This is a genomic window from Polaromonas sp., assembly GCF_010365105.1.
Lineage (GTDB): Bacteria > Pseudomonadota > Gammaproteobacteria > Burkholderiales > Burkholderiaceae_C > Polaromonas.
In genome coordinates this window covers 106334-129691 of sequence record NZ_JAAFGZ010000001.1, presented here as the reverse complement: position 1 = coordinate 129691, position 23358 = coordinate 106334, and the positions used below count along the sequence as shown (strand labels likewise).

The following is a 23358-nucleotide window of genomic DNA, read 5'->3' as shown; positions in this document are numbered from 1 at the left end:
TAGCCGGTTCCGCGGCCCCTGCTGGCATAAGGCCTCAGTGCTCCCCGCTGCACGCGGTTTTGCGCCCGGCAGCAGGCATCCTGTTATCCATGCGCGGCATTGGGATGTGCGCCATGGTTGAGCGCAGCGCCGTCTTGAAAATCTTTGCCCACCTCGTCATGCTGCTGGGCATTGTGGTGGTGGCTTTTCCGCTGTACCTGGCTTTTGTGGCCTCGACCCATACGGCGCAGGACATCATCCAGGCGCCGATGCCGATGTGGCCGGGCAGCAACATGTGGGAAACCTACAAGACCGCGCTGTTCGGCGGCGGCGACGGTGCCGGTTCCACGGCCCCCGTGGCCCGCATGATGTGGGTCAGCCTGGTCACTGCCCTGGTCATCACGTTCGGCAAGATCACGATTTCCCTACTGTCGGCTTTTGCCATCGTGTATTTCCGCTTTCCGTTCAAGAATTTCTTCTTCTGGTCGATTTTTGTCACGCTGATGCTGCCGGTGGAAGTGCGCATCGGGCCGACCTACCAGGTGGTGTCGGACCTGGGCATGCTCAACAGTTATGCCGGCCTGACGATTCCGCTGATTGCCTCGGCCACCGCCACGTTTTTGTTCCGCCAGTTTTTCATGACCGTGCCCGATGAACTGGTTGAGGCGGCGCGCATGGACGGCGCCAGCCCGATGCGCTTTTTCTGGGACATCTTGCTGCCGCTGTCGAAAACCTCGATGGCCGCGCTGTTCGTGATCCAGTTCATCTATGGCTGGAACCAGTACCTCTGGCCGCTGCTGGCCACCACCAGCGAAGACATGTACCCGGTGGTCATCGGCATCAAACGGATGATTGCCGGCGGCGATGCGGCCAACGAATGGAACGTCGTCATGGCCACCGCCATCCTGGCCATGCTGCCGCCCGCGCTGGTCGTGGTGCTGATGCAGAAGTGGTTCGTCAAGGGCCTGGTTGATACCGAAAAATAGACAAAGACAGGCACTTAATCCATGGCATCCCTTTCCCTCAACAACGTCATCAAGCGCTACGGCACCGGCAAAAGCGCAGTACCGGTGCTGCACGGCGTCAGCGCCGAAATTGCCGACCACGAATTCATCGTCATCGTCGGCCCGTCGGGCTGCGGCAAATCCACCCTGCTGCGCATGGTCGCCGGGCTGGAAGAGGTCACCGAAGGCCAGATTTCCATAGGCGGCCGGGTCGTCAACGACCTGGAGCCGTCCGAGCGCGACATTGCCATGGTGTTCCAGAACTATGCGCTTTACCCGCACATGAGCGTGTTCGACAACATGGCCTACGGCCTGAAGATTGCCAAGGTGCCCAAGGAAGAGATCAAGTCACGCGTGGACAAGGCCGCAAAAATCCTTGAACTCGGCCACCTGCTCGACCGCAAGCCGCGCGCCCTGTCGGGCGGCCAGCGCCAGCGCGTCGCCATGGGCCGGGCCATCGTGCGCCAGCCGCAGGTGTTTTTGTTCGACGAGCCGCTGTCCAACCTGGACGCCAAGCTGCGCGTGCAGACCCGGCTTGAAATCCAGAAGCTGCACCGCGAACTTGGCATCACCTCGCTGTTCGTCACGCACGACCAGGTCGAAGCCATGACGCTGGCCCAGCGCATGATGGTGATGAACGCCGGTCGTATGGAGCAGTTCGGCACGCCGGAAGAGGTTTACAACCGGCCCGCGACCACCTTTGTCGCCAGCTTCATGGGTTCTCCGCCGATGAACCTGCTTAAAAACGCACCAAATTCTGACTTTGGTGGTCCGGCAGGCGCCATTCTGGGCATACGTCCCGAGCATTTGCAGGTCGGCAACACCGGCTGGACGGTAGTGGTCGAAACCATCGAAATGCTGGGTGCCGAACGCCTGCTGTACTGCCGACTGGGCGACGAGTTCCTGATCGTGCGCACCGACGAAAGCCTGTCGCTGGCGCCAACGATCGGCCAGACGCTGCAGGTGGCGCCGCGCCCCGACCGGCTGCACTGGTTCGACACCGCCACCGGCCAGCGCCTGTGACCAAACCAGACGCCAGCAGCCCAGCCCACCCAGTAACCGGGCGCGTTTCCCCTCTCTCCGCCCCGGACCAGCAGGGGCCGCAGGACCGGCTTTGCCGGACTGCAGGCGCAGTGGCCCCCTTGGGGGGCAGCGAACCACACGCAGTGGGCAGCGTGGGGGCCAGCTGGCCTTATCCATTCTGGATCGCGCACCGGGGCGCCGGCAAGCTGGCGCCTGAAAACACGCTCGCCGCCTTCCGCCTGGGCGCACAGCACGGCTACCGCATGTTCGAATGCGATGCCAAGCTCAGCGCCGACGGCGTGCCTTTCCTGATGCACGACGCCACCCTCATCCGCACGACCAATGCAGCCGGAAAACTGGCGGCCGATGCGAGCGAGACAGGCGGCGACCATGCCTGGGCCGAATTGTCGCAACTCGACGCCGGTAGCTGGCATTCGCGCGCCTTTGCCGGCGAGCCGCTGCCGACGCTGGAAAACGCCGCCCGCTTTTGCCGCGCCAATGGCTATGCGCTGAACATCGAGATCAAGCCGACGCCGGGCACCGAGCGCCGCACCGGCGAGGTGGTGGCATCGCATGCCCTGCGCTGGTGGCAAGGCACAAGCGTTTTGCCATTGCTGACGTCTTTTTCACACGATGCGCTGCAGGGTGCGCGCAAAACCGCGCCCGGTTTGCCGCGCGGCCTGCTGCTGGACACGCTGCCTGATGGCTGGCTGCAAGCCGCCCTTGCGCTGGGCTGCGTCGCAGTGGTCTGCAACCACGCCTTGTGGGACAGCGCCCTTGTTGAAATTGTGCATGCGGCGGGCTTGCGCGCCTTGAGCTACACGGTGAACGACGAGGCAACCGCCCGGCGCCTGATGGAACTGGGCACCGACGGCATCATCACCGACCGGGTGGATCTGTTCAGCCCGGCTTGATGCGGCTGGCGTTTTATTGACCCAGATCAACAAACCGGTTGCCAGCCGGGCACCGGACAACCTGGCTGCTAGCGCTTCCAGCTCCCCAGTTGGCACCACTGGCTGGTCGCCATGGCCAGCACCACAAGCACATAGGTCAGCATCTTGCCGTCACGACCCAGCAGGACCAGGCCAGCGACAAGCATCGTCGATCCGACTACAAAATTGATAGCAGTCTGTACCCACCAGACATGCGAAAACGCCTTGTTTGATGTAAAAAATCCCGGAATCAGGCGGGAAAATGCCACCAGCAGCAAGGCGATCAGCGCAGCCGGCGCCAGGAGGTTGAGCAGGTGCCCGGCAAGGAGATAAGCAGTCATGGCAGTCCGTCGGGATTCAGGGAAACGCGCCAGAAGCGGCCGGTGGAAAGGGGCAAAAGGAGATTGTGGCCGGGCACCCGGTTCTGATCACTTCAATTTTATAATGCGCCTATGTCAGTCTGGGCCCTGGGGCTAAACCATCACACCGCACCGCTGGATTTGCGCGGGCGCTTCGCGTTCGCCCTCGACCAGGTCGAACCCACCCTGCGCGGGCTGCGCGCCTCGCTGGCGCGCCAGCCCGAGGCCACGCTGCTCTCGACCTGCAACCGCACCGAGATCTACTGCGCCGGCGACACCGAAGACCTGGACAGCACCATGGAATGGCTGGCGCACAACGGCGGCGTGTCGTCGGCCCTGCTGCGCGCCCATACCTATACGCTGCAGGACGACCAGGCCGCGCGCCATGCCTTCCGCGTCGCCAGCGGCCTCGATTCGATGGTGCTGGGCGAGCCGCAGATCCTCGGCCAGATGAAAGACGCGGTGCGCGCAGCCGAAGACGCTGGCGCAATGGGCACCACGCTGCACCAGCTGTTCCAGCGCTCCTTTTGCGTGGCCAAAGAGGTTCGCACCAGCACCGAAATCGGCGCGCACAGCATCAGCATGGCCGCCGCCGCCGTGCGGCTGGCCGGCCAGCTGTTTGAAGACCTGGGCGACATCAAGGTGCTGTTTGTCGGCGCCGGTGAAATGATCGACCTGGCGGCCACCCATTTCGCCGCCAAAAACCCCAAGGCCATGGCAATTGCCAATCGCTCCCTGGCGCGCGGCGAAAAACTCGCCAGCCGCTTTGGCGCCGAGGTGATGCGCCTGGGCGACCTGCCCGACCGCCTGCATGAATTCGACGCGGTCATCAGCTGCACCGCGAGCACCCTGCCCATCATCGGCCTGGGCGCGGTAGAGCGCGCACTGAAGCAACGCCGGTACCGGCCGATGTTCATGGTCGATCTGGCGGTGCCACGTGACATCGAGCCCGAAGTCAAGGCGCTGTCCGATGTTTACCTCTACACCGTCGATGACCTGGCGCATGTGGTGCAGACCGGCCGCGACAGCCGGCAGGCGGCAGTGGCCGAAGCCGAGGTCATCATCGACGCGGGCGTGCAGAACTTCATGCACTGGCTGGACCAGCGCGGCAGCGTGCCGCTGATCCAGCAGCTCAATGCGCAGGCCGATACCTGGCGCGCGCTGGAGATCGGACGCGCCAAAAAACTGCTGGCCCGGGGCGAGTCCATCGAGGAAGTGCTCGAAGCCATGAGCCGTGGCCTGACGCAAAAAATGCTGCACGGCGCCATGGCCGAGCTGCATGCGGGCGATGCCAGCAGCCGAGAAGCCACGGCGCGCACCGTGTCCAAGCTGTTCCTGCGAGGCCAGACGCCCCGGGCCACGGCAGATCGCAAAGAGCGTTAGCGACGGGCTTCGAACCGCCGCAGCCGCCAAAGCACACTGCGCCCTCCTCCCGGCAAGTTGCCGGAAGCCTCCCCTGATGCCTTCTTGTCCTTGCCCATGAAACCCTTTCTCCGCCAGACCCTCGACCGCCAGCTTTTGCGCCTGCATGAACTTGACGCCCTGCTGTCTGCCAGCGACGTGGTCAGTGACCTGGACCGATTTCGCACCCTGACCCGCGAGCACGCCGAAGCCAGCGTCGTGGCCGAGCAGTACAACCGCCTCACCCGCCGCGAGGCCGATCTGGCCGGCGCTGAAAGCATGCTGACCGAAGCCAGGAGCGACCCCGATATGGCGGCCATGGCCGAGGAAGAAATCGACGCCGCCAAGGCCGACATCGCGCAAATCGACGAAGCGCTGCAGCTGATGCTGATTCCCAAGGACCCGGACGACAAGCGTGCGGCCTTTATTGAAATCCGCGCCGGTGCGGGCGGCGACGAATCGGCGCTGTTTGCCGCCGACCTGTTTCGCCTGTACACCCGCTTTGCCGAGCGCAAGCGCTGGCAGGTCGAGATCATCAGCGAGTCGCCAAGCGAGCTCGGCGGCTACAAGGAAGTGGTGCTGCGCATCGACGGCCCGCCCGACATTCTGGGCGTGGGCGTGTACGGCAAGCTGCGCTTCGAGTCGGGCGGCCACCGCGTGCAGCGCGTGCCGGCAACCGAAACCCAGGGCCGCATCCACACCAGCGCCTGCACTGTGGCCGTGCTGGCAGAGCCTGACGAAGCCGTCGCCATCCAGATCAACCCGGCTGATTTGCGCATCGACACCTACCGTGCCAGCGGCGCCGGCGGCCAGCACATCAACAAGACCGATTCGGCCGTGCGCATCACGCACCTGCCGACCGGCATCGTCGCCGAATGCCAGGAAGGCCGCAGCCAGCACGGCAACAAGGCGCAGGCCATGAAGGTGCTGACCGCGCGCATCCATGAAAAGGACCGTTCGGCGCAGGCCGCCAAGGACGCCGCCGAGCGTAAGGGCCTGATTGGCAGCGGCGACCGCAGCGACCGCATCCGCACCTACAACTTCCCGCAGGGGCGGCTGACCGACCACCGCATCAACCTGACGCTGTACAAGCTGCTCACCATCATGGAAGGCGACCTGGACGATGTCATCACGGCGCTGCAGGTGGCGCGCGGCGCCGAGCAGCTGAACGAGCTGGAAACGGCGAACAACGGCGGCTGACCGGACAAAGCCCTGTTTCTTATATCAAATTGCCCTCTTGCGCAGTATCCATAAGCACAAGCAGCTATTATTTACATAGCAACTCAAAGCAAGACCGTGAACTCATTCACCTGCGCGCTAGCCCTGGCAGAGGCCCAACGCCTTGGGCTCGACCGGCTGGACGCCCAGTTGCTGCTGCTGCACGCGCTGGGCAAGCCCGCCATCGAACGTGCCTGGCTGCTGGCGCATGACACCGACGAACTCGCGCCAGGGTTGATCGACTTGTTTTGCGCGCTGAGCCTGCGCCGGGCGACTGGCGAGCCGCTGGCCTACATCGTCGGCAGCAAGGAGTTCTTTGGACTGGCGCTACAAGTCGACAAGCGCGTGCTGGTGCCCCGGCCCGATACCGAAACCCTGGTGGAATGGTCGCTGGAGGTGTTGAAGGCGCAAGGCGCGGCACACCCGCTGCAAGTGCTGGACCTGGGCACGGGCAGCGGCGCGATTGCCCTGGCCATTGCGCACAGCCTGAAGGCGGCAGGCAGCGAAGCGCAGGTCACGGCGGTCGATGCGAGCGCCGGTGCGCTGGATGTCGCCCGTGAAAACGCCCGGCGGCTGGGCCTGGCCGTGGACTTCATTGAAAGCTGCTGGCTTGAGCAGGTCCGTGCAAGCTTTCACCTGATCGCCAGCAATCCGCCCTACATTGCCAGCGCCGACCCGCACCTGGCGGCCCTGACGCATGAACCGCTGCAGGCGCTGGCTGCCGGCACGGACGGGCTTGACGACATCCGGCACATCATCCAGCAGGCGCCCGTGCACCTGCTGCCGGGCGGCTGGCTGCTTCTGGAGCATGGCTACGACCAGGCGGTGCAGGTCCGCTCGCTGCTAATGCAGCAAGGATTCCTGCAAGTGCAGAGCCGCCACGACCTGGCAGGCATCGAGCGCTGCTCGGGCGGACAATGGACGGCATGACAGAGACAATCCCTGATGGGTGCGCGGCATTGGGCAGACGGCGATAATCAGTTTTAGGAATGGCTGCATTCAATTCCATGCATTCACCGCTCCGGCCCCCATTGCCGGTTACCGACCTCACGGCCTGGAAAGGCCTTTTCACCCTGAAGGATTTCAACATGAGCCCCACCGACCCGACCCAGCAGCGCATTGACCAGATTGTCAAATCCAGCGATGTGGTGCTTTTCATGAAGGGCACGGCCCAGTTCCCGATGTGCGGTTTTTCCGGACGCGCGATCCAGGTGCTCAAGGCCTGCGGCGTGACCAAGCCGGCCACGGTCAATGTGCTGGAAGACGAAGGCATCCGCAACGGCATCAAGACCTACAGCAACTGGCCGACCATTCCCCAGTTGTATGTCAAGGGAGAGTTCGTGGGCGGCTCGGACATCATGATGGAGATGTACCAGAACGGTGAACTCCAGGAAATGCTTGGCACGCCCCAGGACTGAAGCCGGCGTCCCCAACCTGCAACGCCCGCACTGCGGGCGTTTTTCGTTTCTGCCTCAGCGCGTATAGCCTGCGCAGGCACCGGCATTGACCTGTCCCTCGCATTCACGCTTCAAACGGCCGCTGCGTTCCTTGACCGTTTCGGCGGAACCCGGCAAAAACCGCACCTGGCCGCTGGCGCCGGTTTTTTTCTTCTTCTTGGCGGACGCCGCCGGCTTGTCGCCGGAAGCTGCAGAAGATGCCCCGGCGTGCGCGGTGCCGACCAGCATGGCCGCCAGGAACATGGCGGTCCAGAATGGCCTGACTACGATATTTTTCATGTTTATCTCCCTGTTTCTACCTGCTTACGCTGCCGTTCCACTTTGGCCAGCCGTCAACTGCCCGCCAGATCTCAATGCAGTTTCGGATCGCCGTAAAGTGCGTCATCGGGCGGCGTGTCGGCGGGCAGGCGGAAATCTTCGCTCGCCCAGGCACCCAGGTCGGTTTTTTTGCAGCGTTCGCTGCAAAAGGGACGAAAAGCATTGCTGGGCGCATAAATACTGGGACCGCCGCAATGGGGACATACCACCTGCCGCACAGGGGAAGGGTCTTTTTTCATGTAAAGAAGGAAGTTCGGGTGAGGATGAAGGACGCCATGCGCGTTCGGTCTGGTCTGGTCCGGCTCAGGTGCACAGTGTCAGGTCAAACACGGTTTCCTCGTTGCTGGCCTGCTGGCGACCGTCGTTGTCATGCGACATGAAACGCACCGACACCATCAGGCGGTTGCAGCTGATTTCGGGAATCACCGCGACGCCCGAACGCAGCCTCAGCCGCAGCAGCTGGAACGTGCGTCCCTGCGGCAGCATTTGCTGGTACTGGCCGGCTGGCGCGATCACCTTTTGCGGCGCCCCCGAATCGCGCACCAGTTTGAGCAGCAGGTTCAGCGACTCGGCCAGCGGCACCAGCGGCGACACCCAGCGCTGCAGGTCGTGCTGGCGAACGTTGACGCCAAGGTGCTGCCAGGCATGGTAGGCCGGCAAGTCGAATTCGCAGGTGCCGCCCGGAATGCCGACACGGCTGCGAATGCTCATCAGCCAGTCGTTTTCGGTCAATGACTGGCCGACCTTGCCGGAGAGTTCATTCATGCTGGAAAAACATGCTTCAAGCTCGGCGGTGATGTCGTCAAGCACCCGCTCGGAGATGACCGGGTTGCCACGGTAGCCGTTGAGCACGTGTTTCTGTTTTTCAATGTCCTTGAGCACATCGGTTTTCAGGTCTGCCCGCGCACCGACGTCCATGATTTCAAAAATGGTCGCCAGCGCGTGGTGATGGTCTATCGGGCTTTCCCGTTTTACCAGCTCGGCCAGGCGCAAAAACAGGTGCTCAAGCCGCAGATAGGTGCGTATGCGTTCGTTGAAGGGATGCTCGTAAAGAATCACGGAACTGGTTTTCCTGGCTTCAGTAGATGTTTTGTCATCATAGCCCGAAGCTGTTCGCCAGCTCACGCACCTGCCGCTCAAGCGCATGCAGCGACAAACCCTCGTTACAAATACAGGCATCCGCCGCCGCCAGCCGTTGCGCGCGGCTGGCCTGGCCGGCGATGATTTTCACGACCATTTCACGCGACAAGGCGTTTCTGGCCATGACACGGGCAATTTGCGTTTCTTCCGTACAGTCCACCACCAGCACGCGGTCGAGCTGCTGGCGCCAGCGCCCGGACTCCACCAGCAAGGGAATGTCGAACACGATGCAGGCGCGGCCGGATTGCACGGCGGCGCTGGCCTGGCGGGTGGATTCCTGGCTGACCAGCGGATGAATGATGGCTTCGAGCTGCCCTTTGATCGCGGAGTCGCTGAACGCAAGCTGGCGCATGCGCTCACGGTCCATCGCGCCTTCTGCAGTGATGATGTGCGGCCCGAACTGCTTCGCCAGTTCGCCGATGGCGGCGCCTCCGGGCGCTGTCAGTTCGCGGGAAATCACATCCGCATCGATCAACGCGGCGCCAAAAGCCACCAGAATGCGCGCCACGGTGCTTTTGCCGCTGCCAATGCCGCCCGTCAGGCCGATGCGCTGAATCGACGAATGCATGGCTTACAAACCAATGAACCGAAGAATCGACTGGGGGCCGAAAATCATCGCGGTAAGGCCCGCCCCGGCCAGAAAAGGGCCAAAGGGCACATAGCCGCCCTCGCGCAGGCCGCTGGAGAACTTCATCGCGATGCCGACTGCCGCGCCAATCACCGAAGCCATCAGGATCATGGGCACCAGCGCGGTCCAGCCAAACCAGGCCCCGAGCGCGGCAAACAGCTTGAAATCGCCGTAACCCATGCCTTCCTTGCCGGTGGCCAGCTTGAAAGCCCAGTACACCGCCCACAGTGAAAGATAGCCGGCCACCCCGCCCCACAGGGCCGATGGCAGATCGACCGCCGGGTTCCACTGCAATGCTGCAGCGATCAGCCCCGCCCACAGCAGGGGCAAGGTGATGTCGTCGGGCAACAGGGTCGTGTCCCAGTCAATCATGGCCAATGCCAGCAGCGCAGCAGAAAATCCGCACCAGGCCAGCGCCGTCATCGTCCAACCCCAGCGCCAGGCGCAAAAGAAAAACAGGGCGCCCGTGACGGCCTCGACAAGTGGATAGCGAACACCGTAAGGTGCGCCGCAAGCCGAGCACTTGCCGCGAAGGAAAACATAGCTGAGCACCGGAATGTTTTCGTACCAGTGGATCACATGGCCGCAACTGGAGCAGCGCGAACGCGGTGCCAGCAGGTTGAACTTTTCTGCGGGCTGCGCTGGCGCGCCGTTCAATTCGGCACATTCGGCGGCCCACTGACGCTCCATCATCCTGGGAACCCGGTAGATGACGACATTGAGAAAGCTGCCAATGAGCAAACCAAGGATACCAGCGAGCGCCGCGACGAATCCGGTGCCCATCTCCGCTGCCAGCAGCATCAAACGACTTGACCCAGCTTGAAGATCGGCAGGTACATCGACACCACGATCCCGCCGATCAGGGTTCCCAGAAACACGATGATGATGGGCTCCATCAGGCTGGACAGGCCGGCCACCATTTCATCGACCTCGGCTTCATAAAAATCGGCTGCCTTGCCCAGCATGTGGTCCACCGAGCCCGACTCCTCGCCAATGGCGCACATCTGCAGCACCATGGTGGGAAACAGGTTGGCATTGCCCATGGCAGCGGTCAGGCTGGTGCCGGTCGAGACTTCCTGCTGGATTTTCTCGGTGGCGTCCGCGTAGAGAGAGTTTCCCGATGCACCGCCAACCGAGTCCAGCGCTTCGACCAGCGGCACACCGGCCGCGAACATCGTGGACAGGGTACGGGTCCAGCGGGCAATGACGGATTTTTCGATCAGGGTGCCGAACACTGGCATTTTCAGCAGCAGCCGGTCCATGACCTTCTGCATTTTCTCGCTGCGTTTCCAGGCCTGCAGGAAAAAATAGATTCCGCCGCCGACGCCGCCAAAAATAAGCCACCAATAGGCGACGAAGAACTCACTGATGGCCATGACGATCAAGGTGGGCGCCGGCAGATCGGCGCCAAAGGATGAAAACACCTCCTTGAACGCAGGAATCACAAAAATCATGATCACGGCCACCACCACGAAAGCCACCACCACCACGGAAGCCGGATACATCAGCGCCGACTTGATCTTGGACTTGATGGCCTCGGTTTTCTCCATGTAGACCGCCAGGCGGTCCAGCAGCGACTCCAGAATGCCGGCCGCCTCACCCGCCTCGACAAGGTTGCAGTACAGCGCATTGAAGTACATCGGATACTTGCGAAAAGCACCGCTCAGCGACGTTCCGGTTTCCACGTCGGTACGCACATCGTTCAGCAGTTTGGTCACGCTGCCGTTGGGATTGCCGCGGCCCACGATGTCGAAAGATTGCAGCAACGGCACGCCAGCCTTCATCATCGTGGCCAGCTGGCGGGTGAAAATGGCAATGTCACGCGGTTTGATGGCCTTGCCTGACCGCATACGGCGCTTTTTGATCTTGGTTGCCATCACGCCTTGCCTGCGCAGCGACACCTTGACCTGGTTTTCGCCCCCGGCACGGACCTCGCCGCGAACCTGTTTGCCGCCGCGATCCTTGCCTTCCCACTCGAAGACATATTCCTTGATATCTTTGGACAGTGCGGTTGCCATAAAGCCTTATTGTTGTGTGGACGGTGTTCGAGCCGTCTTGTCCGTGTTGCCTGATGCCCTTGTCCTGACCATGCCATGCGCCAGGCTAGGCATTCGTGCAGCCCAATATTTCTTCCATCGAGGTCATGCCCAGTTTAACTTTGTACAAGCCGGACTGGCGCAGGCTGCGCACGCCTTCGGCTTCGGCCTGGGCCGCGATTTCCATGGCGCTGCCGTCGCGCAGGACGATGCGCTGGATTTCCTCGGAGATGGGCATGACCTGGTAAATGCCCAGCCGGCCCTTGTAGCCGTTGTTGCATTTGGCGCAACCCACCGGATGGAAGGGCTTCCAGGAACCATCGACCTCATCGTCCTTGAAGCCAGCCTGCAGCAAGGCGTCGCGCGGAATCTCGATGGCCGTCTTGCAATGCGGGCACAAACGCCGCGCCAGCCGTTGCGCGGTGATCAGGATGACACTGGAGGCAATATTGAAAGGCGCAATGCCCATGTTGCGCATGCGCGTGAGGGTCGTGGGCGCATCGTTGGTGTGCAGTGTGGACAGCACCAGGTGGCCGGTCTGCGCCGCCTTGATGGCAATGTCGGCAGTTTCAACGTCGCGGATTTCGCCGACCATGATGATGTCCGGATCCTGGCGCAAAAAGGCCTTCAGTGCCACCGGGAAGGTCATTCCGGCCTTCTCGTTCATGCTGACCTGGTTGACCCCGGGCAAGGTGATCTCGGCAGGATCCTCCGCCGTGGAAATGTTCACGCCGGCAGTGTTCAGGATGTTCAGGCAGGTGTAAAGCGAGACAGTTTTCCCAGAGCCTGTCGGCCCCGTCACCAGCACCATGCCGTAGGGCCGCTTGATCGCTTCAAGAAGACGTTCCTTTTCAGCCGGCTCATAGCCCAGCGCATCAATGCCCAGCTTGGCGCTGCTGGGATCCAGGATACGGATGACGATTTTTTCGCCGAACATGGTGGGCAAGGTGCTGACCCGAAAGTCGATCACGCGATCGGGTGCGATCTTGAGCTTCATCTTGCCGTCCTGCGGCACGCGCTTCTCGGAAATGTCCAGCTTGGAAATCACCTTGATACGCGCTGCCAGCTTTTCCTTGATGGCCACGGGCGGAGAAGAAATTTCACGCAGTTCGCCGTCGACGCGAAATCGAACCCTGTAGGAATGCTCGAAAGGCTCGAAATGCAGGTCGGAGGCACGCATATTGAAAGCATCGACCAGCATCTTGTGCAGGAATTTGACAATCGGCGCGTCTTCGACTTCCGAGATGACTTCCTCCTCCTGGCTGGCGGCCTCGGAAATGTCCTCGTCAAACTCGAACTCTTCACTGACGATGTTTTCAAGCGCCTCGGACGCGGTGGCGCTGGACGCATTCACCAACCGGGTCAGCTTGTCGTATTCGGCAATGATCCAGTCCACGCCCAGCTGGGTGGAGAACTTGATCTTTTCCGCTGCGCCCTGGTCTGACGGGTCAGCCGTTGCAATGATCAGCCGGTTATGCCGCTTGCCCAGCACCACGATGCGAAAGGCCTGGCAGATTTTTGTGTCCAGCAAACCCTGAGGCAGCCGCTGCATGTCGACAGCGTCCATGTCCACCAGCGGTGCGGCAAAGGACGTCGACATGATGTGCGCCAAATCGAAAGCCGAGACCGCGCCGGACCCGGTCAGCTCGGCGATGAAACTGTTTCGACTGCCCTGCGCCTTGAGGAAAATGTCCTCGGCCGTCTTTTGGCCCAGCTTGCCGGCCGCCACCAAAGCTCTGCCCAGGCCGGGCAATGCCGTGAGAGCTGGATTTTTTGGTGTGGTCTCGATAACAGACATGGTGTTCAATAGGGGTCAAAGAAAGAATCATCGCTTAATGATTACAAGGTGTAAACCACCGGGACTGATAACGGTAGCGTCATGTTGCAATCATTCACAAATTAATCAATGACGCAACATAACAGTGACTGTCGGCTCCAGCCCAACCGTTTCTGAGATGGTTTCCTCGCAAGGCGATGAATCATGCGCTCGATGCTATGAAAACAGAAGCACTACTGCGAAAGCTTGGGCATCTCCAGCGTCAGTTTGGCCGGGCTTCCCGTGCTCGAAGACAATACCGCCTGCCGGCCGTTCACTGACTCCAGCACCATCTCGTTGTCCACCAGGGTACCTACGCGTACAGGTTTTGCGTCCTGGCCATCGACCGAAATCAGCGCAGCACCGGCCCGGATGCGTCCTGCCACTACGCCAATCAGGTTATAGCGGCTGGCTGCGGGCGCTGCGGTGGAAGCGGTTGCAACCGGGGCCATCCCGCCGCCAAGCGCCCGGGCAATGGCCTGTGAACTGACAGCAGGCATTGGCTCAACCAGCGTGGCGGCCGGCACGGCCGGTGTGGACAGGCCCCAGACCTTCAACCCCCAGTACACCACGCTGGCAGCAGCCAGTGCGGAGATGGCGAATGTCACAATTCTGGTAGCCCATAGGCGATAGGCATCTGTCTGCATGGCAGGATTATCATTGAAGCGACCATATGACTACACAACAACCTTACTCCTCGTCCCTTCGGCGGCGCCTTTCCGCAGGTTTCACCCTGATCGAGCTGATGGTGGTGCTGGTGATCATCGGCGTGCTGGCCGCGCTGGTGGTTCCCAACGTGCTGGACCGCGCTGACGATGCGCGCGCCACGGCGGCCAAGACCGACGTCAACAATTTGATGCAGGCGCTCAAGCTTTACCGGCTCGACAACCAGCGCTACCCTGCCGCCGAGCAGGGATTGCAGGCGCTGGTGGCCAAGCCGACCACCGGGCCGATTCCCTCCAACTGGAAATCCTATGTGGACAAATTGCCCAACGACCCCTGGGGCCGCCCTTACCAGTATCTGAACCCTGGCATCAAGGGCGAAATCGACGTGATGTCCTTCGGTGCCGACGGGCAACCCGGGGGCGAGGGCAAGAATGCGGATGTTGGCAGCTGGGATTGAAATAGCCCCCACGCTTCCCACTGCGTGTGGTTCGCTGCCCCCCGCGGGGGCCGCTGCGCCTGCGGCCTGGCAAAGCCAGTTCCGCGGCCCCGGCTGGTTTGGAGCTGGCACATTCACGACGCAGCTGCCATCATGTGATTCGCTAGCGACCGGGAGTGCCACAACGCGGGGTGCAACGTCCGCGCGGATGCGCCAGGCCGGATTCACGCTGATTGAACTGCTGATGGTGGTGGCCATCATGGCCATTGCCACGGCGGGGGTGGGGCTGGCGCTGCGCGACACGTCGGGGACGGCGCTGGAACGCGAAGCGCAGCGGCTGGCGGTCCTGCTGGATTCAGCCCGGGCGCAGTCGCGCATGACCGCCAACCCGGTGCGCTGGCGACCCACCGCCACCGGCTTTGTTTTTGAAGGCCTGGCGAAAGGTTCAAGCTTCCCTTCCACCTGGCTGGGACCCGACGTGCGGGCAGCCGTCGCCAACGTCGTAGTACTGGGGCCGGAACCGGTGATCGGGCCGCAGCAAATTCGTTTGGTGTCCACTGCAGACCCTTCGCGCAGCCTGATTCTGGCGACGGACGGCATCCGGCCTTTTTCGGTTGTGGCGGAAGGTAGCCGGTGATGTGGCGCAACCGGCCCAAGCGCTCTGGCGTTCGCGGCTTCACGCTGATCGAGGTGCTGGTCGCGCTGGGCATCGTTGCAGTCGCACTGGCTGCCGGCGTGCGCGCCACAGGCTCGCTGACGCGCAATTCCGAGCGCCAGTCCGACCTGCTGCTGGCCCACCTGTGCGCTGAAAACGCACTGGTGAATGTGCGGCTGTCGCAGCAGATGCCGGCGGTTGGCGACAACACCAGCACCTGCGAACAGGCCGGCCGCAGCCTGGCCGTGCGGCTGTGGGTGCAGCCCACGCCCAATCCGAATTTTCTCCGGGTTGAAGCACAGGTGCTCGACGGTGCAAACCGGATACTCGCGCTTTCGACCATCGTGGGACGGTACTGACTATGGCGCTGCCACGTGCTGCTTCACGCGGTTTGCCGCTTCCTGCGCAGGCGCGCGGCTTCACCCTGATCGAGCTGCTGGTGGCCCTGGCCGCGATGGCGTTGATGGCCGGACTGAGCTGGCGCGGGCTCGACGGCATGGCGCGCGCACAGGCGCAGATCCAGCAGCGGGCCGATGCGGTACTCACGCTTCAGGCCGGCCTCACGCAATGGTCGGCCGACCTGGACGCATTGGCGCAGCTGCCTCGCATTCCGACGCTGGACTGGGACGGGCGCGGACTGCGGATTGTCCGCCGCAGCACCGTGCGGCCCGGCGACGGCCTGCTGGTGGTGGCCTGGTCACGGCGCAATGTGAACGGCACCGACCAGTGGCTGCGCTGGCAGTCCCCGCCGCAGTTTTCCCGGGGGGCCTTGCAAACCGCCTGGGAGCGTGCCGCCCAGTGGGCACAGAATCCGGGCGATGCCGAAAAAAGGGACGAAGTCCGCATCACGCCGCTTGAACAATGGCAGGTCTTCTACTTTCGCGGCAATGCCTGGACCAATCCCCTGTCCAGCGACAACGCCAACGCCCCGGCGGCGCCGATTCGCAACCCGGCACAAGCCGTGGACACCGACCTGGCGCTGCCCGATGGCGTCCGGCTGGTGCTGACCCTGCCTGGCGGCGAAGCGATCCACGGCGTCATCACACGCGACTGGGTGCGCCCGGCGCTGGCGGCCGCCAAGTCATGATGCCGGCTGAAAACTCCCCGGCGCGGCGCGGTGTGGCAGCAGCTGCACGCCAGGCCCGCCAGGCGGGCGCCGCCCTGCTCACGGCGATGCTGACCGTGGCGCTGGTGGCCAGCCTGGCGGCCAGCGCCCTGTGGCAGCAATGGCGCAGCGTGGAAGTCGAGGCTGCCGAACGTGCGCGGGTGCAGTCGCTCTGGCTGCTGACCGGCGCACTCGACTGGGCACGCCTGATCCTGCGCGAGGACGCCCGCTCAGGCGGCGCCGACTACCTGTCGGAACCCTGGGCGGTGCCGCTGGAAGAAGCCCGGCTGTCAACCTTTCTGGCCGCCGACAAGAAAACCGACCCGGACGACGAGGCCAACGCTTCGCAAACCTTCCTGTCGGGCCTGATCACTGATTTGCAGTCGCGGCTGAACGTCACCAACCTGGTGGACAGTGCCGGCAAGGTGTCCGAGCCTTCATTGAAAGCCTTTGCCAAACTCTTCGAACTGCTAGGGCTTCCTCCCGGAGAACTGCAGGTGCTGGTTGAAAACCTGCGGCTCGCACTGGACGCCAGCCCTGAAAATGCAGCGGCCCCGCAGGCACCCCTGCTGCCGCAGCGCCTCGACCAGCTGGTCTGGCTGGGCTTGTCGCCGACCAGCCTGGCTGTACTGCGGCCTTACATCACCCTGCTGCCGGTGCGCACCCCGGTCAACCTGAACACCGCCAGCCCCACTGTGCTGTCGGCCTGCATTCCCTCACTGGAAATGGGGCAGGCCCAGCAGCTGGTGAACACGCGCCAGGCGAATCACTTCAAAACGCTGGCTGAAGTGACCGCGCAGCTCGGCCAGACCACGGTGCCACTGAATGAATCGGAACACAGCGTGAATTCACGTTTCTTCGAAGTCCAGGGGCGGCTGCGGCTGGACCAGGTGGTGGTCGAGGAACATTCGGTGGTGCAGCGCGACGGGCTGAAGGTGAAGACCTTGTGGCGCGACCGGGGCACTTCGTCGCCTTGACACGCCCCCCCTACAATGGCCCCCTTAATTCAAGCATGACAACCCTGATCGTCACCCTTCCCCGGGCACTTCCGACCGCCGCCATGCTTTGCGAGGGCGTTCTGAGCGATGACGGGTTCACCGTTTTGCGCGCTGTCGAGGCGCCCGCAGCGCTGTTGCCCGCGCCCTCCGGTGCCGACATCGTGGCGGTGGTTCCCGCCTGCCGCCTGTCCTGGCACCGGCTAGCCCTGCCCCGGGGTGCGCTGAAAGGCGGCTTGTTCCAGGATGGCAATGCCGGGCGGCTGCGTGCCGTGCTCGACGGGCTGCTCGAAGACAGCGTGCTCGACGAGACCAGCCAGCTGCATTTCGCCATCGAGCCGAAGCCTCGCGCCGACCAACCGGTATGGGTAGCGACCTGCGAAAGAGCCTGGCTGCATGCCTGGCTGGCGATGCTGACGCAGGCCGGCCGGCCGGTCGCGCGCATCGTCCCCGAACTGACGCCACCTGCTGACGATGCGCCTGCGTCGCTGCATGTCACCGGCACGCCCGACCAGCCCCAGCTGATACGCACCGGGCCACAGGGCGTGACGCTGCTGCCGCTGTCGGTGGCCAGTGCCGCGCTGATGGCATGGCCAGAGGATTCCGAAGTTCTGGCCGAACCCGGCGTGGCCGCCTTGGCAGAACATTTCTTCAACCGTCCTGCCCGGCTGCAGACGCCGCCCGAGCGCTGGCTGGCGGCGGCGCAGTCGGACTGGGACCTGGCGCAGTTCGACCTGCTCTACACCCGGGGCACGCGCACCCGCAAGCATCTGTCAGCCATGATTTCCTCGCTGTTCAGGGCGCCGCGCTGGCGCGCTGCGCGCTGGGCCAGCGTGGCCCTGGTGCTGGTCAACCTGGCAGGCCTTCAGGCCTGGGCCTGGAAAGAGCAGTCCGCGCAGGCGGCGCAGCGCGCCGCCATCCGCAACCTGCTCACCGCCACCTTCCCCGACGTGCGCGTGGTCGTCGATGCGCCGGTGCAGATGGCCCGGGCGGTGTCCGACCTGCAGCGCCGCAATGGCGTCGCCTCGTCTGCCGACATGGAAACCATGCTGGGGCATTTTCAGGCTGCAGCGCCCGATGCGCCGACGCCAGAAGCTATTGAATTCATAGCAAACGAACTGCGTCTGAAAGGGGTTTCACTTTCAGCTTCCGCATTGGCCGAAACTGCGGCACGGCTGCAGCCCCGGGGTTACCGCCTGCGCACCGAGGCCGATGGCCTGACGATGAAAGAGGAGCGTTTTCCATGAGCTTGACAAGCGCCCTGGAGCCGCTGCGAGCGCGCTGGGCCGGGCTGCCGGGCCGCGAAAAAAACGGCATCCGGCTGGCCGGCCTGCTGGTCCTGGCATTCCTGCTCTGGCAATTCAGCGTCGGGCCGTCATTGGCCACGCTGCGCAGCGCCGACAACCAGGCCAGGGTGCTGGGCGCGCAATTGCAAACCATGCAGGCCATGCAGCTGCAGGCGCAGGCCGTCCAGAAGCAGCCGCCCCTGGGCTTTGACGAGGCGGTGCGTGCCCTGACCGCCGCCACCAAGCAGACGCTGGGCGCCAGCGCCCAGCTGGTGCTGGCTGGCGAGCGCGCCAGCATCACCGTCAAGAACGCCAGCCCCGATGCGCTGGCACAGTGGCTGGCGCAGGCGCGCCTGAATGCCCGCTCGGCCCTGATCGAGGCCCGCCTGGTGCGCGCCTCGACGCCAGGCGGCCAGGTCTGGAATGGCGTTCTTGTGATGGGCCTGCCGGCCCGCTAGCCAGACCATGCCTTACCCGACCTCCAGCGCTGCCAGCCCTGCCTTTGCCACTGCCCCCTGGCGCTGGGCAGCGGCGGGCGCGCTGGGCGGGCTGGTGCTGGCCTTTGTGCTGTTTGCCCCGGCACGCTGGCTGGCGTCGCTGGTCCTGCAGGCCAGTGGCGGCCATGCCGTGCTGGCGGCACCCCGGGGCAGTTTCTGGCAGGGTTCGGCGCAACTCGTGTTGTCGGGAGGCGCTGGCAGCCTCGACGCTGTGGCCTTGCCCGGACGGGTGAGCTGGCACATCCGCCCGGCTTGGACCGGCCTGGACCTTCAACTCAACGCCGAATGCTGCATGCAGCAGGCCTGGAGGCTTCAGGCCAGGCCGGCAGGCTGGGGCGGCGTGCAGCTGGCGCTTTCCGACAGCCAGTCGCAATGGCCCGCCGCCCTGCTCTCAGGCCTGGGCACACCGTGGAACACGGTGCAGGCGCAAGGCCAGCTGGCGGCTTCGACCCAGGGCCTCAACGCCCGCTGGACACAAGGCCGGCTGGCGCTGGCAGGCCGCCTGCAGCTTGACGCCCTGCAAATTTCCTCACGACTTTCCACGCTGCAGCCCATGGGCAGCTACCGCGTCACGCTGACAGGCGGCAACCCGTCCACGCTGGAGCTGAGCACCCTGGGCGGCAGCCTGCTGCTCACCGGCCAGGGCCGGTGGGTCGGCCAGCGGCTGCATTTCGATGGCACTGCCAGCGCCACATCCGGGAGCGTCGACGCGCTCTCGAATCTCTTGAACATCATCGGGCGGCGCAACGGCGCAACGGCCGTCATCAAAGTGGGTTAACGCCGCATGAAACATCCGAACTTCAAACGACACCAGCTTGCTATTTTTTCAATAGCTGGAAGTGCCCTGCTAGCCTGCGGAACAGGCATATTTCCTTCAAATTTGCAGGCTCAGCCGCAAGTCGCGTCGCCGGCAGCCGAAGGCCGGCGTGGTGAAGCCATCACGCTGAACTTCGTCAATGCCAACATCGACGCGGTGGCCCGGACCATGGCCACGCTGACGGGCCGCAACGTGGTGGTCGATCCGCGCGTCAAGGGCACGATCACGCTGACCACCGAACGCCCGGTCAGCCCGGCCGTGGCCTACAGCCAGTTCCTGGCCATCCTGCGGCTGCAGGGCTTTACCGTGGTCAACGCCGCCGGCCTGGACAAGATCGTTCCCGAGGCCGATGCCAAGCTGCAGGGCGGCGCCGTGTCCACCAACGTGCCGGTCGGCGGCGGCCAGATCGCCACGACGATCTTCAAGCTCAGCTTTGAGAATGCCAACAACCTGCTGCCCATCCTGCGGCCGCTGATCAGCCCGAACAACACCATCAACGTCAACCCCGGCAACAACTCGCTGGTGATCACCGACTATGCCGACAACCTGAACCGCCTGGGCCGCATCATTGCCGCGCTGGACGTGGCCAACGCCACCAATGTCGAACTGCTCCCGGTGCGCTATGCGTCGGTGACCGACCTGGCGCCCCTGATCACGCGGCTGCTCGACAACAGCGCCGGCGGCGGCGTGGTGACGGCCGAGGCCAGCTACAAAACCACCGTGCTCGCCGAGCCGCGCAGCAATTCGCTGATTGTCCGTGCCGCCAACGGCGCCCGCCTGGAACTGGTCAAGTCGCTGCTCAGGACCCTGGACACACCGACGCTGAACGGTCCGAACGGCGACGCCGGCAACATCTACGTGGTCTACCTGAAGAATGCCGACGCCACCAACCTGGCCACGGTCCTGCGCGCCTCCATGACCGGGACCGGCGGCGGCTCGGCCAGCCCGGCATCGCCGCAGATGGGCAATGCATCGGCCATGAACACGGCGGGACAGTCGGGCGGCGCCGGCAGCATGGGCCAGCCCAGCAGTGCGGCAACCGCCCCCATCACGCCAAGCGCGGGCCCTTCGACCGGCGGGCAGATCCAGGCCGACCCGTCGACCAATTCGCTCATCATCACCGCCTCCGAGCCGCAATACCGGCAACTGCGCGCGGTGATTGAAAAGCTCGATGCCCGGCGGGCGCAGGTCTATGTGGAAAGCCTGATTGCCGAAGTCAACATGGACAAGGCGGCCGAGTTCGGCATCCAGTGGCAAGGGCCTCTCGGCGGCAAGGGCGACAGCCTGATCGGCCTGCTGGGCACCAACTTTGGCGCCAGCGGCAAGAACATCATCCAGTCGGCGGTCGCAGCGGCCAGCGGCACGCCGCTGACGCCCGGAACCGGCCTGAACCTGGGTGTGGCGGCGCGCAGCAACGGCGTGTACTTCCTCGGCTTCCTGGCCAACTTCCTGCAGACCTCGGGCGCCGGCAACATCCTGTCAACGCCCAACCTCATCACGCTGGACAATGAAGAGGCCAAGATCATCATTGGCCAGAACGTGCCTTTCGTCACCGGCCAGTTCACCAACACCGGCAGCGGCGGCAGCAACGGCAGCGTCAACCCTTTCCAGACCATCGAGCGCAAGGACGTCGGCCTGACCTTGCGGGTCAAGCCGCAGATCAGCGAGAACGGCACCGTCAAGATGGCGATCTTCCAGGAAGTCTCCAGCGTGCAGCCGGGCTCGGTCAATTCGGCCACCGGACTGATCACCAACAAGCGCTCGATCGAGTCGCACGTGCTGGTCGAGGACGGCGCCATCATCGTGCTCGGCGGGCTGCTGCAGGACGAGTATTCGGGCAACCAGGACAAGGTGCCCGGCCTGGGTGATGTGCCGGTGTTCGGCAACCTGTTCAAGTCCGAAAGCCGCAGCCGCAAGAAAACCAACCTGATGGTCTTTTTGCGGCCGGTGGTGGTGCGCGATGCCGCCTCGACGAACGCCCTGTCGATGGACCGCTATGACCTGATGCGAACCACCCAGCAGCAGACCCAGCCGGTCAACAGCAGCCTGGTGCCGGTCAATGAGTCGCCGGTGCTGCCGGCCCTCACGCCCATGCCTGCGGTGGAATCGGCCCGGCCCGTGGCGGCACCCCTGTTCCAGGCGGCGCCACTGCCGCTGATGAACGGCCGATAAGCATGGAACATCCCGCCCGCTACCCCTTGCCTTATGCGTTCGCGCGCAGCCAGCAATTGCTGCTGGAGGACTTTGGCGGCGACCTGACGCTCTGGCTGCACAGCCTGGGCACGCCTCAAACGGCAGGCGCCATCAGCGAAGTGATGCGCAAGTTTGAAGTCCAGCACATCAGCATCGAGGCACCCGAGCTGCTCCAGCAACGCATCAGCGCCGCCTATTCCCAGAGCGAATCGAGCGCCGCCACCGTCATCAGCGAGGTTGAAAGCGACGTTGACCTGTCGCGCATGATGCAGGCGCTGCCGGCCATCGAGGACTTGCTGGAAACCTCGGACGACGCGCCCATCATCCGCATGCTCAACGCCCTGCTGACGCAGGCCGTGCGCGACGGCGCCAGCGACATCCACATCGAGCCCTACGAGCGCCATTCCGCCGTGCGCTTTCGCGTGGACGGCTCGCTGCGCAACGTGGTGCAGCCGAACCGCGCGCTGCATGCGGCACTGATTTCGCGGCTGAAGATCATGGCCGAACTCGACATTGCCGAAAAGCGCCTGCCGCAGGACGGCCGCATTTCGCTGCGCATCGGCACGCGGGCGGTGGATGTGCGCGTCAGCACGCTGCCCAGCGCACATGGCGAGCGCGCCGTGCTGCGGCTGCTGGACAAGAGCGGAGACCGGCTCAACCTGGAGGCCGTCGGCATGCAGGGCGACGTGCTGAGCCGCTTCGAGCACCTGGTGGCGCAGCCGCACGGCATCATTCTGGTGACCGGCCCGACGGGCTCGGGCAAGACCACCACGCTGTACGCCGCCATGGAGCGGCTCGACACGCGGCGGCAGAACATCATGACGGTCGAGGACCCGATCGAGTACGAGCTGGCCGGCGTCGGCCAGACCCAGGTCAATGCCAAGATCGACCTGGACTTTGCCAAGGCCCTGCGCGCCATCCTGCGCCAGGACCCGGACGTGATCATGATCGGAGAGATCCGCGACTTTGAAACCGCGCAGATCGCCATCCAGGCCTCGCTCACCGGCCACCTGGTGCTGGCCACGCTGCACACCAACGACGCCGCCAGCGCTGTCACGCGGCTGACCGACATGGGCATCGAGCCGTTTTTGCTCAGTTCGTCGCTGCTCGGCGTGCTGGCGCAGCGGCTGGTGCGAAAAGTGTGCGTGCATTGCCAGGGCGCCGGCTGCGCCACCTGCGGCCAGACCGGCTACCAGGGACGCACCGGCGTGTTCGAACTGCTGGCGACCGACGACGCCATCCGGGCGCAGATCCACCACCAGGCAGCGGAAGCCGACCTGCGCGAAGCTGCCCTCAAAAACGGCATGATGCTGATGCGCGACGACGGCGAGCGGCTGGTGCAGGCCGGCATCACCACGCGCGAGGAACTCGTGCGGGTCACCAGAGACTGACCGATC

26 protein-coding genes are annotated in these 23358 nt (G+C 64.0%); 17 read left to right on the top strand and 9 right to left on the bottom strand.

Annotated features, from left to right (window positions below):
* Positions 1 to 113: 113 nt before the first annotated feature.
* The 3 genes from ugpE (at position 114) to ugpQ (ending at position 2920) form a co-directional block, all read left to right on the top strand.
* A complete protein-coding gene (gene ugpE, locus GZ092_RS00600; RefSeq protein ID WP_293633868.1) occupies positions 114 to 965 on the top strand; it encodes a sn-glycerol-3-phosphate ABC transporter permease UgpE in 852 nt (283 codons plus the stop codon).
* Positions 966 to 986: 21 nt separating this feature from the next.
* On the top strand, positions 987 to 2006 hold the full coding sequence (locus GZ092_RS00595; protein ID WP_293633580.1) for a sn-glycerol-3-phosphate import ATP-binding protein UgpC: 1020 nt from the start codon (positions 987 to 989) through the stop codon (positions 2004 to 2006).
* A gap of 152 nt (positions 2007 to 2158) precedes the next feature.
* Positions 2159 to 2920 (top strand): glycerophosphodiester phosphodiesterase, encoded by a 762-nt coding sequence (gene ugpQ / locus GZ092_RS00590; protein WP_293633578.1) that lies wholly within the window; start codon positions 2159 to 2161, stop codon positions 2918 to 2920.
* Positions 2921 to 2988: 68 nt separating this feature from the next.
* On the opposite strand, the gene GZ092_RS00585 is transcribed toward ugpQ, so the two are convergent.
* Positions 2989 to 3279, bottom strand: a complete 291-nt coding sequence (locus tag GZ092_RS00585) for a hypothetical protein (protein WP_293633576.1) — start codon at positions 3277 to 3279, stop codon at positions 2989 to 2991.
* A gap of 111 nt (positions 3280 to 3390) precedes the next feature.
* On the opposite strand from GZ092_RS00585, the gene hemA reads away from it, so the two are divergent.
* The 4 genes from hemA to grxD all read left to right on the top strand — a co-directional run bounded on the left by hemA (position 3391) and on the right by grxD (position 7334).
* Positions 3391 to 4680: a glutamyl-tRNA reductase gene (gene hemA / locus GZ092_RS00580; RefSeq protein WP_293633574.1), complete on the top strand. Its 1290-nt coding sequence runs from the start codon at positions 3391 to 3393 to the stop codon at positions 4678 to 4680.
* 96 nt (positions 4681 to 4776) lie between these two features.
* Positions 4777 to 5898, top strand: coding sequence for a peptide chain release factor 1 (gene prfA / locus GZ092_RS00575; RefSeq protein ID WP_293633572.1), 1122 nt, complete (start codon positions 4777 to 4779; stop codon positions 5896 to 5898).
* Positions 5899 to 5994: 96 nt separating this feature from the next.
* A complete protein-coding gene (prmC, locus tag GZ092_RS00570; protein ID WP_293633570.1) occupies positions 5995 to 6846 on the top strand; it encodes a peptide chain release factor N(5)-glutamine methyltransferase in 852 nt (283 codons plus the stop codon).
* Between the two features lie 158 nt (positions 6847 to 7004).
* On the top strand, positions 7005 to 7334 hold the full coding sequence (grxD, locus tag GZ092_RS00565) for a Grx4 family monothiol glutaredoxin (RefSeq protein ID WP_293633866.1): 330 nt from the start codon (positions 7005 to 7007) through the stop codon (positions 7332 to 7334).
* Between the two features lie 54 nt (positions 7335 to 7388).
* On the opposite strand, the gene GZ092_RS00560 is transcribed toward grxD, so the two are convergent.
* The 8 genes from GZ092_RS00560 to GZ092_RS00525 all read right to left on the bottom strand — a co-directional run bounded on the left by GZ092_RS00560 (position 7389) and on the right by GZ092_RS00525 (position 13919).
* Positions 7389 to 7652 (bottom strand): hypothetical protein, encoded by a 264-nt coding sequence (locus tag GZ092_RS00560; protein ID WP_293633569.1) that lies wholly within the window; start codon positions 7650 to 7652, stop codon positions 7389 to 7391.
* A gap of 71 nt (positions 7653 to 7723) precedes the next feature.
* Complete coding sequence (locus tag GZ092_RS00555; RefSeq protein WP_293633568.1) at positions 7724 to 7930, bottom strand: DNA gyrase inhibitor YacG; 207 nt, start codon at positions 7928 to 7930, stop codon at positions 7724 to 7726.
* 64 nt (positions 7931 to 7994) lie between these two features.
* Positions 7995 to 8750, bottom strand: a complete 756-nt coding sequence (gene zapD, locus GZ092_RS00550) for a cell division protein ZapD (RefSeq protein ID WP_293633567.1) — start codon at positions 8748 to 8750, stop codon at positions 7995 to 7997.
* A 37-nt stretch (positions 8751 to 8787) separates the two neighbouring features.
* Positions 8788 to 9399 carry a dephospho-CoA kinase gene (coaE, locus tag GZ092_RS00545; protein ID WP_293633566.1) on the bottom strand — a complete coding sequence of 204 codons (612 nt, stop codon included), beginning with the start codon at positions 9397 to 9399 and terminating at the stop codon, positions 8788 to 8790.
* 3 nt (positions 9400 to 9402) lie between these two features.
* Entirely contained in the window at positions 9403 to 10260 is an 858-nt protein-coding gene (locus GZ092_RS00540) for an A24 family peptidase (RefSeq protein WP_293633565.1), read from the bottom strand.
* Entirely contained in the window at positions 10260 to 11477 is a 1218-nt protein-coding gene (locus GZ092_RS00535; protein ID WP_293633564.1) for a type II secretion system F family protein, read from the bottom strand. The genes GZ092_RS00540 and GZ092_RS00535 overlap by 1 nt, the downstream gene beginning before the upstream one ends.
* Positions 11478 to 11562: 85 nt before the next feature.
* Positions 11563 to 13293, bottom strand: coding sequence for a type IV-A pilus assembly ATPase PilB (gene pilB, locus GZ092_RS00530; protein ID WP_293633563.1), 1731 nt, complete (start codon positions 13291 to 13293; stop codon positions 11563 to 11565).
* A gap of 212 nt (positions 13294 to 13505) precedes the next feature.
* Entirely contained in the window at positions 13506 to 13919 is a 414-nt protein-coding gene (locus tag GZ092_RS00525; protein WP_293633562.1) for a general secretion pathway protein C, read from the bottom strand.
* Between the two features lie 65 nt (positions 13920 to 13984).
* Between GZ092_RS00525 and gspG the strand changes: the two genes are divergently transcribed.
* From gspG to GZ092_RS00475, 10 genes are all read left to right on the top strand, one after another.
* On the top strand, positions 13985 to 14434 hold the full coding sequence (gspG, locus tag GZ092_RS00520) for a type II secretion system major pseudopilin GspG (protein ID WP_293633561.1): 450 nt from the start codon (positions 13985 to 13987) through the stop codon (positions 14432 to 14434).
* Between the two features lie 187 nt (positions 14435 to 14621).
* Positions 14622 to 15050: a prepilin-type N-terminal cleavage/methylation domain-containing protein gene (locus tag GZ092_RS00515; protein ID WP_293633560.1), complete on the top strand. Its 429-nt coding sequence runs from the start codon at positions 14622 to 14624 to the stop codon at positions 15048 to 15050.
* Positions 15050 to 15427, top strand: a complete 378-nt coding sequence (gspI, locus tag GZ092_RS00510; RefSeq protein WP_293633559.1) for a type II secretion system minor pseudopilin GspI — start codon at positions 15050 to 15052, stop codon at positions 15425 to 15427. The genes GZ092_RS00515 and gspI overlap by 1 nt, the downstream gene beginning before the upstream one ends.
* Positions 15428 to 15429: 2 nt before the next feature.
* Entirely contained in the window at positions 15430 to 16155 is a 726-nt protein-coding gene (locus GZ092_RS00505; RefSeq protein ID WP_293633558.1) for a prepilin-type N-terminal cleavage/methylation domain-containing protein, read from the top strand.
* Positions 16155 to 17150, top strand: a complete 996-nt coding sequence (gspK, locus tag GZ092_RS00500; protein WP_293633864.1) for a type II secretion system minor pseudopilin GspK — start codon at positions 16155 to 16157, stop codon at positions 17148 to 17150. Before GZ092_RS00505 ends, gspK begins: the two co-directional genes overlap by 1 nt.
* Positions 17151 to 17185: 35 nt before the next feature.
* Complete coding sequence (gene gspL / locus GZ092_RS00495) at positions 17186 to 18415, top strand: type II secretion system protein GspL (RefSeq protein ID WP_293633556.1); 1230 nt, start codon at positions 17186 to 17188, stop codon at positions 18413 to 18415.
* Entirely contained in the window at positions 18412 to 18912 is a 501-nt protein-coding gene (gspM, locus tag GZ092_RS00490; protein WP_293633554.1) for a type II secretion system protein GspM, read from the top strand. Before gspL ends, gspM begins: the two co-directional genes overlap by 4 nt.
* A 7-nt stretch (positions 18913 to 18919) precedes the next feature.
* A complete protein-coding gene (gspN, locus tag GZ092_RS00485) occupies positions 18920 to 19729 on the top strand; it encodes a type II secretion system protein N (protein ID WP_293633552.1) in 810 nt (269 codons plus the stop codon).
* Between the two features lie 6 nt (positions 19730 to 19735).
* Complete coding sequence (gspD, locus tag GZ092_RS00480; protein ID WP_293633551.1) at positions 19736 to 21940, top strand: type II secretion system secretin GspD; 2205 nt, start codon at positions 19736 to 19738, stop codon at positions 21938 to 21940.
* 2 nt (positions 21941 to 21942) lie between these two features.
* Positions 21943 to 23352 (top strand): ATPase, T2SS/T4P/T4SS family, encoded by a 1410-nt coding sequence (locus GZ092_RS00475; RefSeq protein ID WP_293633550.1) that lies wholly within the window; start codon positions 21943 to 21945, stop codon positions 23350 to 23352.
* The last annotated feature ends 6 nt before the right edge of the window (positions 23353 to 23358 follow it).

What these genes read in the sequence shown, in the direction of transcription:
- ugpE (WP_293633868.1), top strand. Translation starts at nt 114, where the DNA reads ATGGTTGAGCGCAGCGCCGTCTTGAAAATCTTTGCCCACCTCGTCATG.
- GZ092_RS00595 (WP_293633580.1), top strand. Translation starts at nt 987, where the DNA reads ATGGCATCCCTTTCCCTCAACAACGTCATCAAGCGCTACGGCACCGGC.
- GZ092_RS00585 (WP_293633576.1), bottom strand. Translation starts at nt 3,279, where the DNA reads ATGACTGCTTATCTCCTTGCCGGGCACCTGCTCAACCTCCTGGCGCCG.
- hemA (WP_293633574.1), top strand. Translation starts at nt 3,391, where the DNA reads ATGTCAGTCTGGGCCCTGGGGCTAAACCATCACACCGCACCGCTGGAT.
- prfA (WP_293633572.1), top strand. Translation starts at nt 4,777, where the DNA reads ATGAAACCCTTTCTCCGCCAGACCCTCGACCGCCAGCTTTTGCGCCTG.
- grxD (WP_293633866.1), top strand. Translation starts at nt 7,005, where the DNA reads ATGAGCCCCACCGACCCGACCCAGCAGCGCATTGACCAGATTGTCAAA.
- GZ092_RS00560 (WP_293633569.1), bottom strand. Translation starts at nt 7,652, where the DNA reads ATGAAAAATATCGTAGTCAGGCCATTCTGGACCGCCATGTTCCTGGCG.
- GZ092_RS00555 (WP_293633568.1), bottom strand. Translation starts at nt 7,930, where the DNA reads ATGAAAAAAGACCCTTCCCCTGTGCGGCAGGTGGTATGTCCCCATTGC.
- coaE (WP_293633566.1), bottom strand. Translation starts at nt 9,399, where the DNA reads ATGCATTCGTCGATTCAGCGCATCGGCCTGACGGGCGGCATTGGCAGC.
- GZ092_RS00540 (WP_293633565.1), bottom strand. Translation starts at nt 10,260, where the DNA reads ATGCTGCTGGCAGCGGAGATGGGCACCGGATTCGTCGCGGCGCTCGCT.
- GZ092_RS00535 (WP_293633564.1), bottom strand. Translation starts at nt 11,477, where the DNA reads ATGGCAACCGCACTGTCCAAAGATATCAAGGAATATGTCTTCGAGTGG.
- pilB (WP_293633563.1), bottom strand. Translation starts at nt 13,293, where the DNA reads ATGTCTGTTATCGAGACCACACCAAAAAATCCAGCTCTCACGGCATTG.
- gspG (WP_293633561.1), top strand. Translation starts at nt 13,985, where the DNA reads ATGACTACACAACAACCTTACTCCTCGTCCCTTCGGCGGCGCCTTTCC.
- GZ092_RS00515 (WP_293633560.1), top strand. Translation starts at nt 14,622, where the DNA reads ATGCGCCAGGCCGGATTCACGCTGATTGAACTGCTGATGGTGGTGGCC.
- gspI (WP_293633559.1), top strand. Translation starts at nt 15,050, where the DNA reads ATGTGGCGCAACCGGCCCAAGCGCTCTGGCGTTCGCGGCTTCACGCTG.
- GZ092_RS00505 (WP_293633558.1), top strand. Translation starts at nt 15,430, where the DNA reads ATGGCGCTGCCACGTGCTGCTTCACGCGGTTTGCCGCTTCCTGCGCAG.
- gspK (WP_293633864.1), top strand. Translation starts at nt 16,155, where the DNA reads ATGCCGGCTGAAAACTCCCCGGCGCGGCGCGGTGTGGCAGCAGCTGCA.
- gspL (WP_293633556.1), top strand. Translation starts at nt 17,186, where the DNA reads ATGACAACCCTGATCGTCACCCTTCCCCGGGCACTTCCGACCGCCGCC.
- gspM (WP_293633554.1), top strand. Translation starts at nt 18,412, where the DNA reads ATGAGCTTGACAAGCGCCCTGGAGCCGCTGCGAGCGCGCTGGGCCGGG.
- gspN (WP_293633552.1), top strand. Translation starts at nt 18,920, where the DNA reads ATGCCTTACCCGACCTCCAGCGCTGCCAGCCCTGCCTTTGCCACTGCC.
- gspD (WP_293633551.1), top strand. Translation starts at nt 19,736, where the DNA reads ATGAAACATCCGAACTTCAAACGACACCAGCTTGCTATTTTTTCAATA.
- GZ092_RS00475 (WP_293633550.1), top strand. Translation starts at nt 21,943, where the DNA reads ATGGAACATCCCGCCCGCTACCCCTTGCCTTATGCGTTCGCGCGCAGC.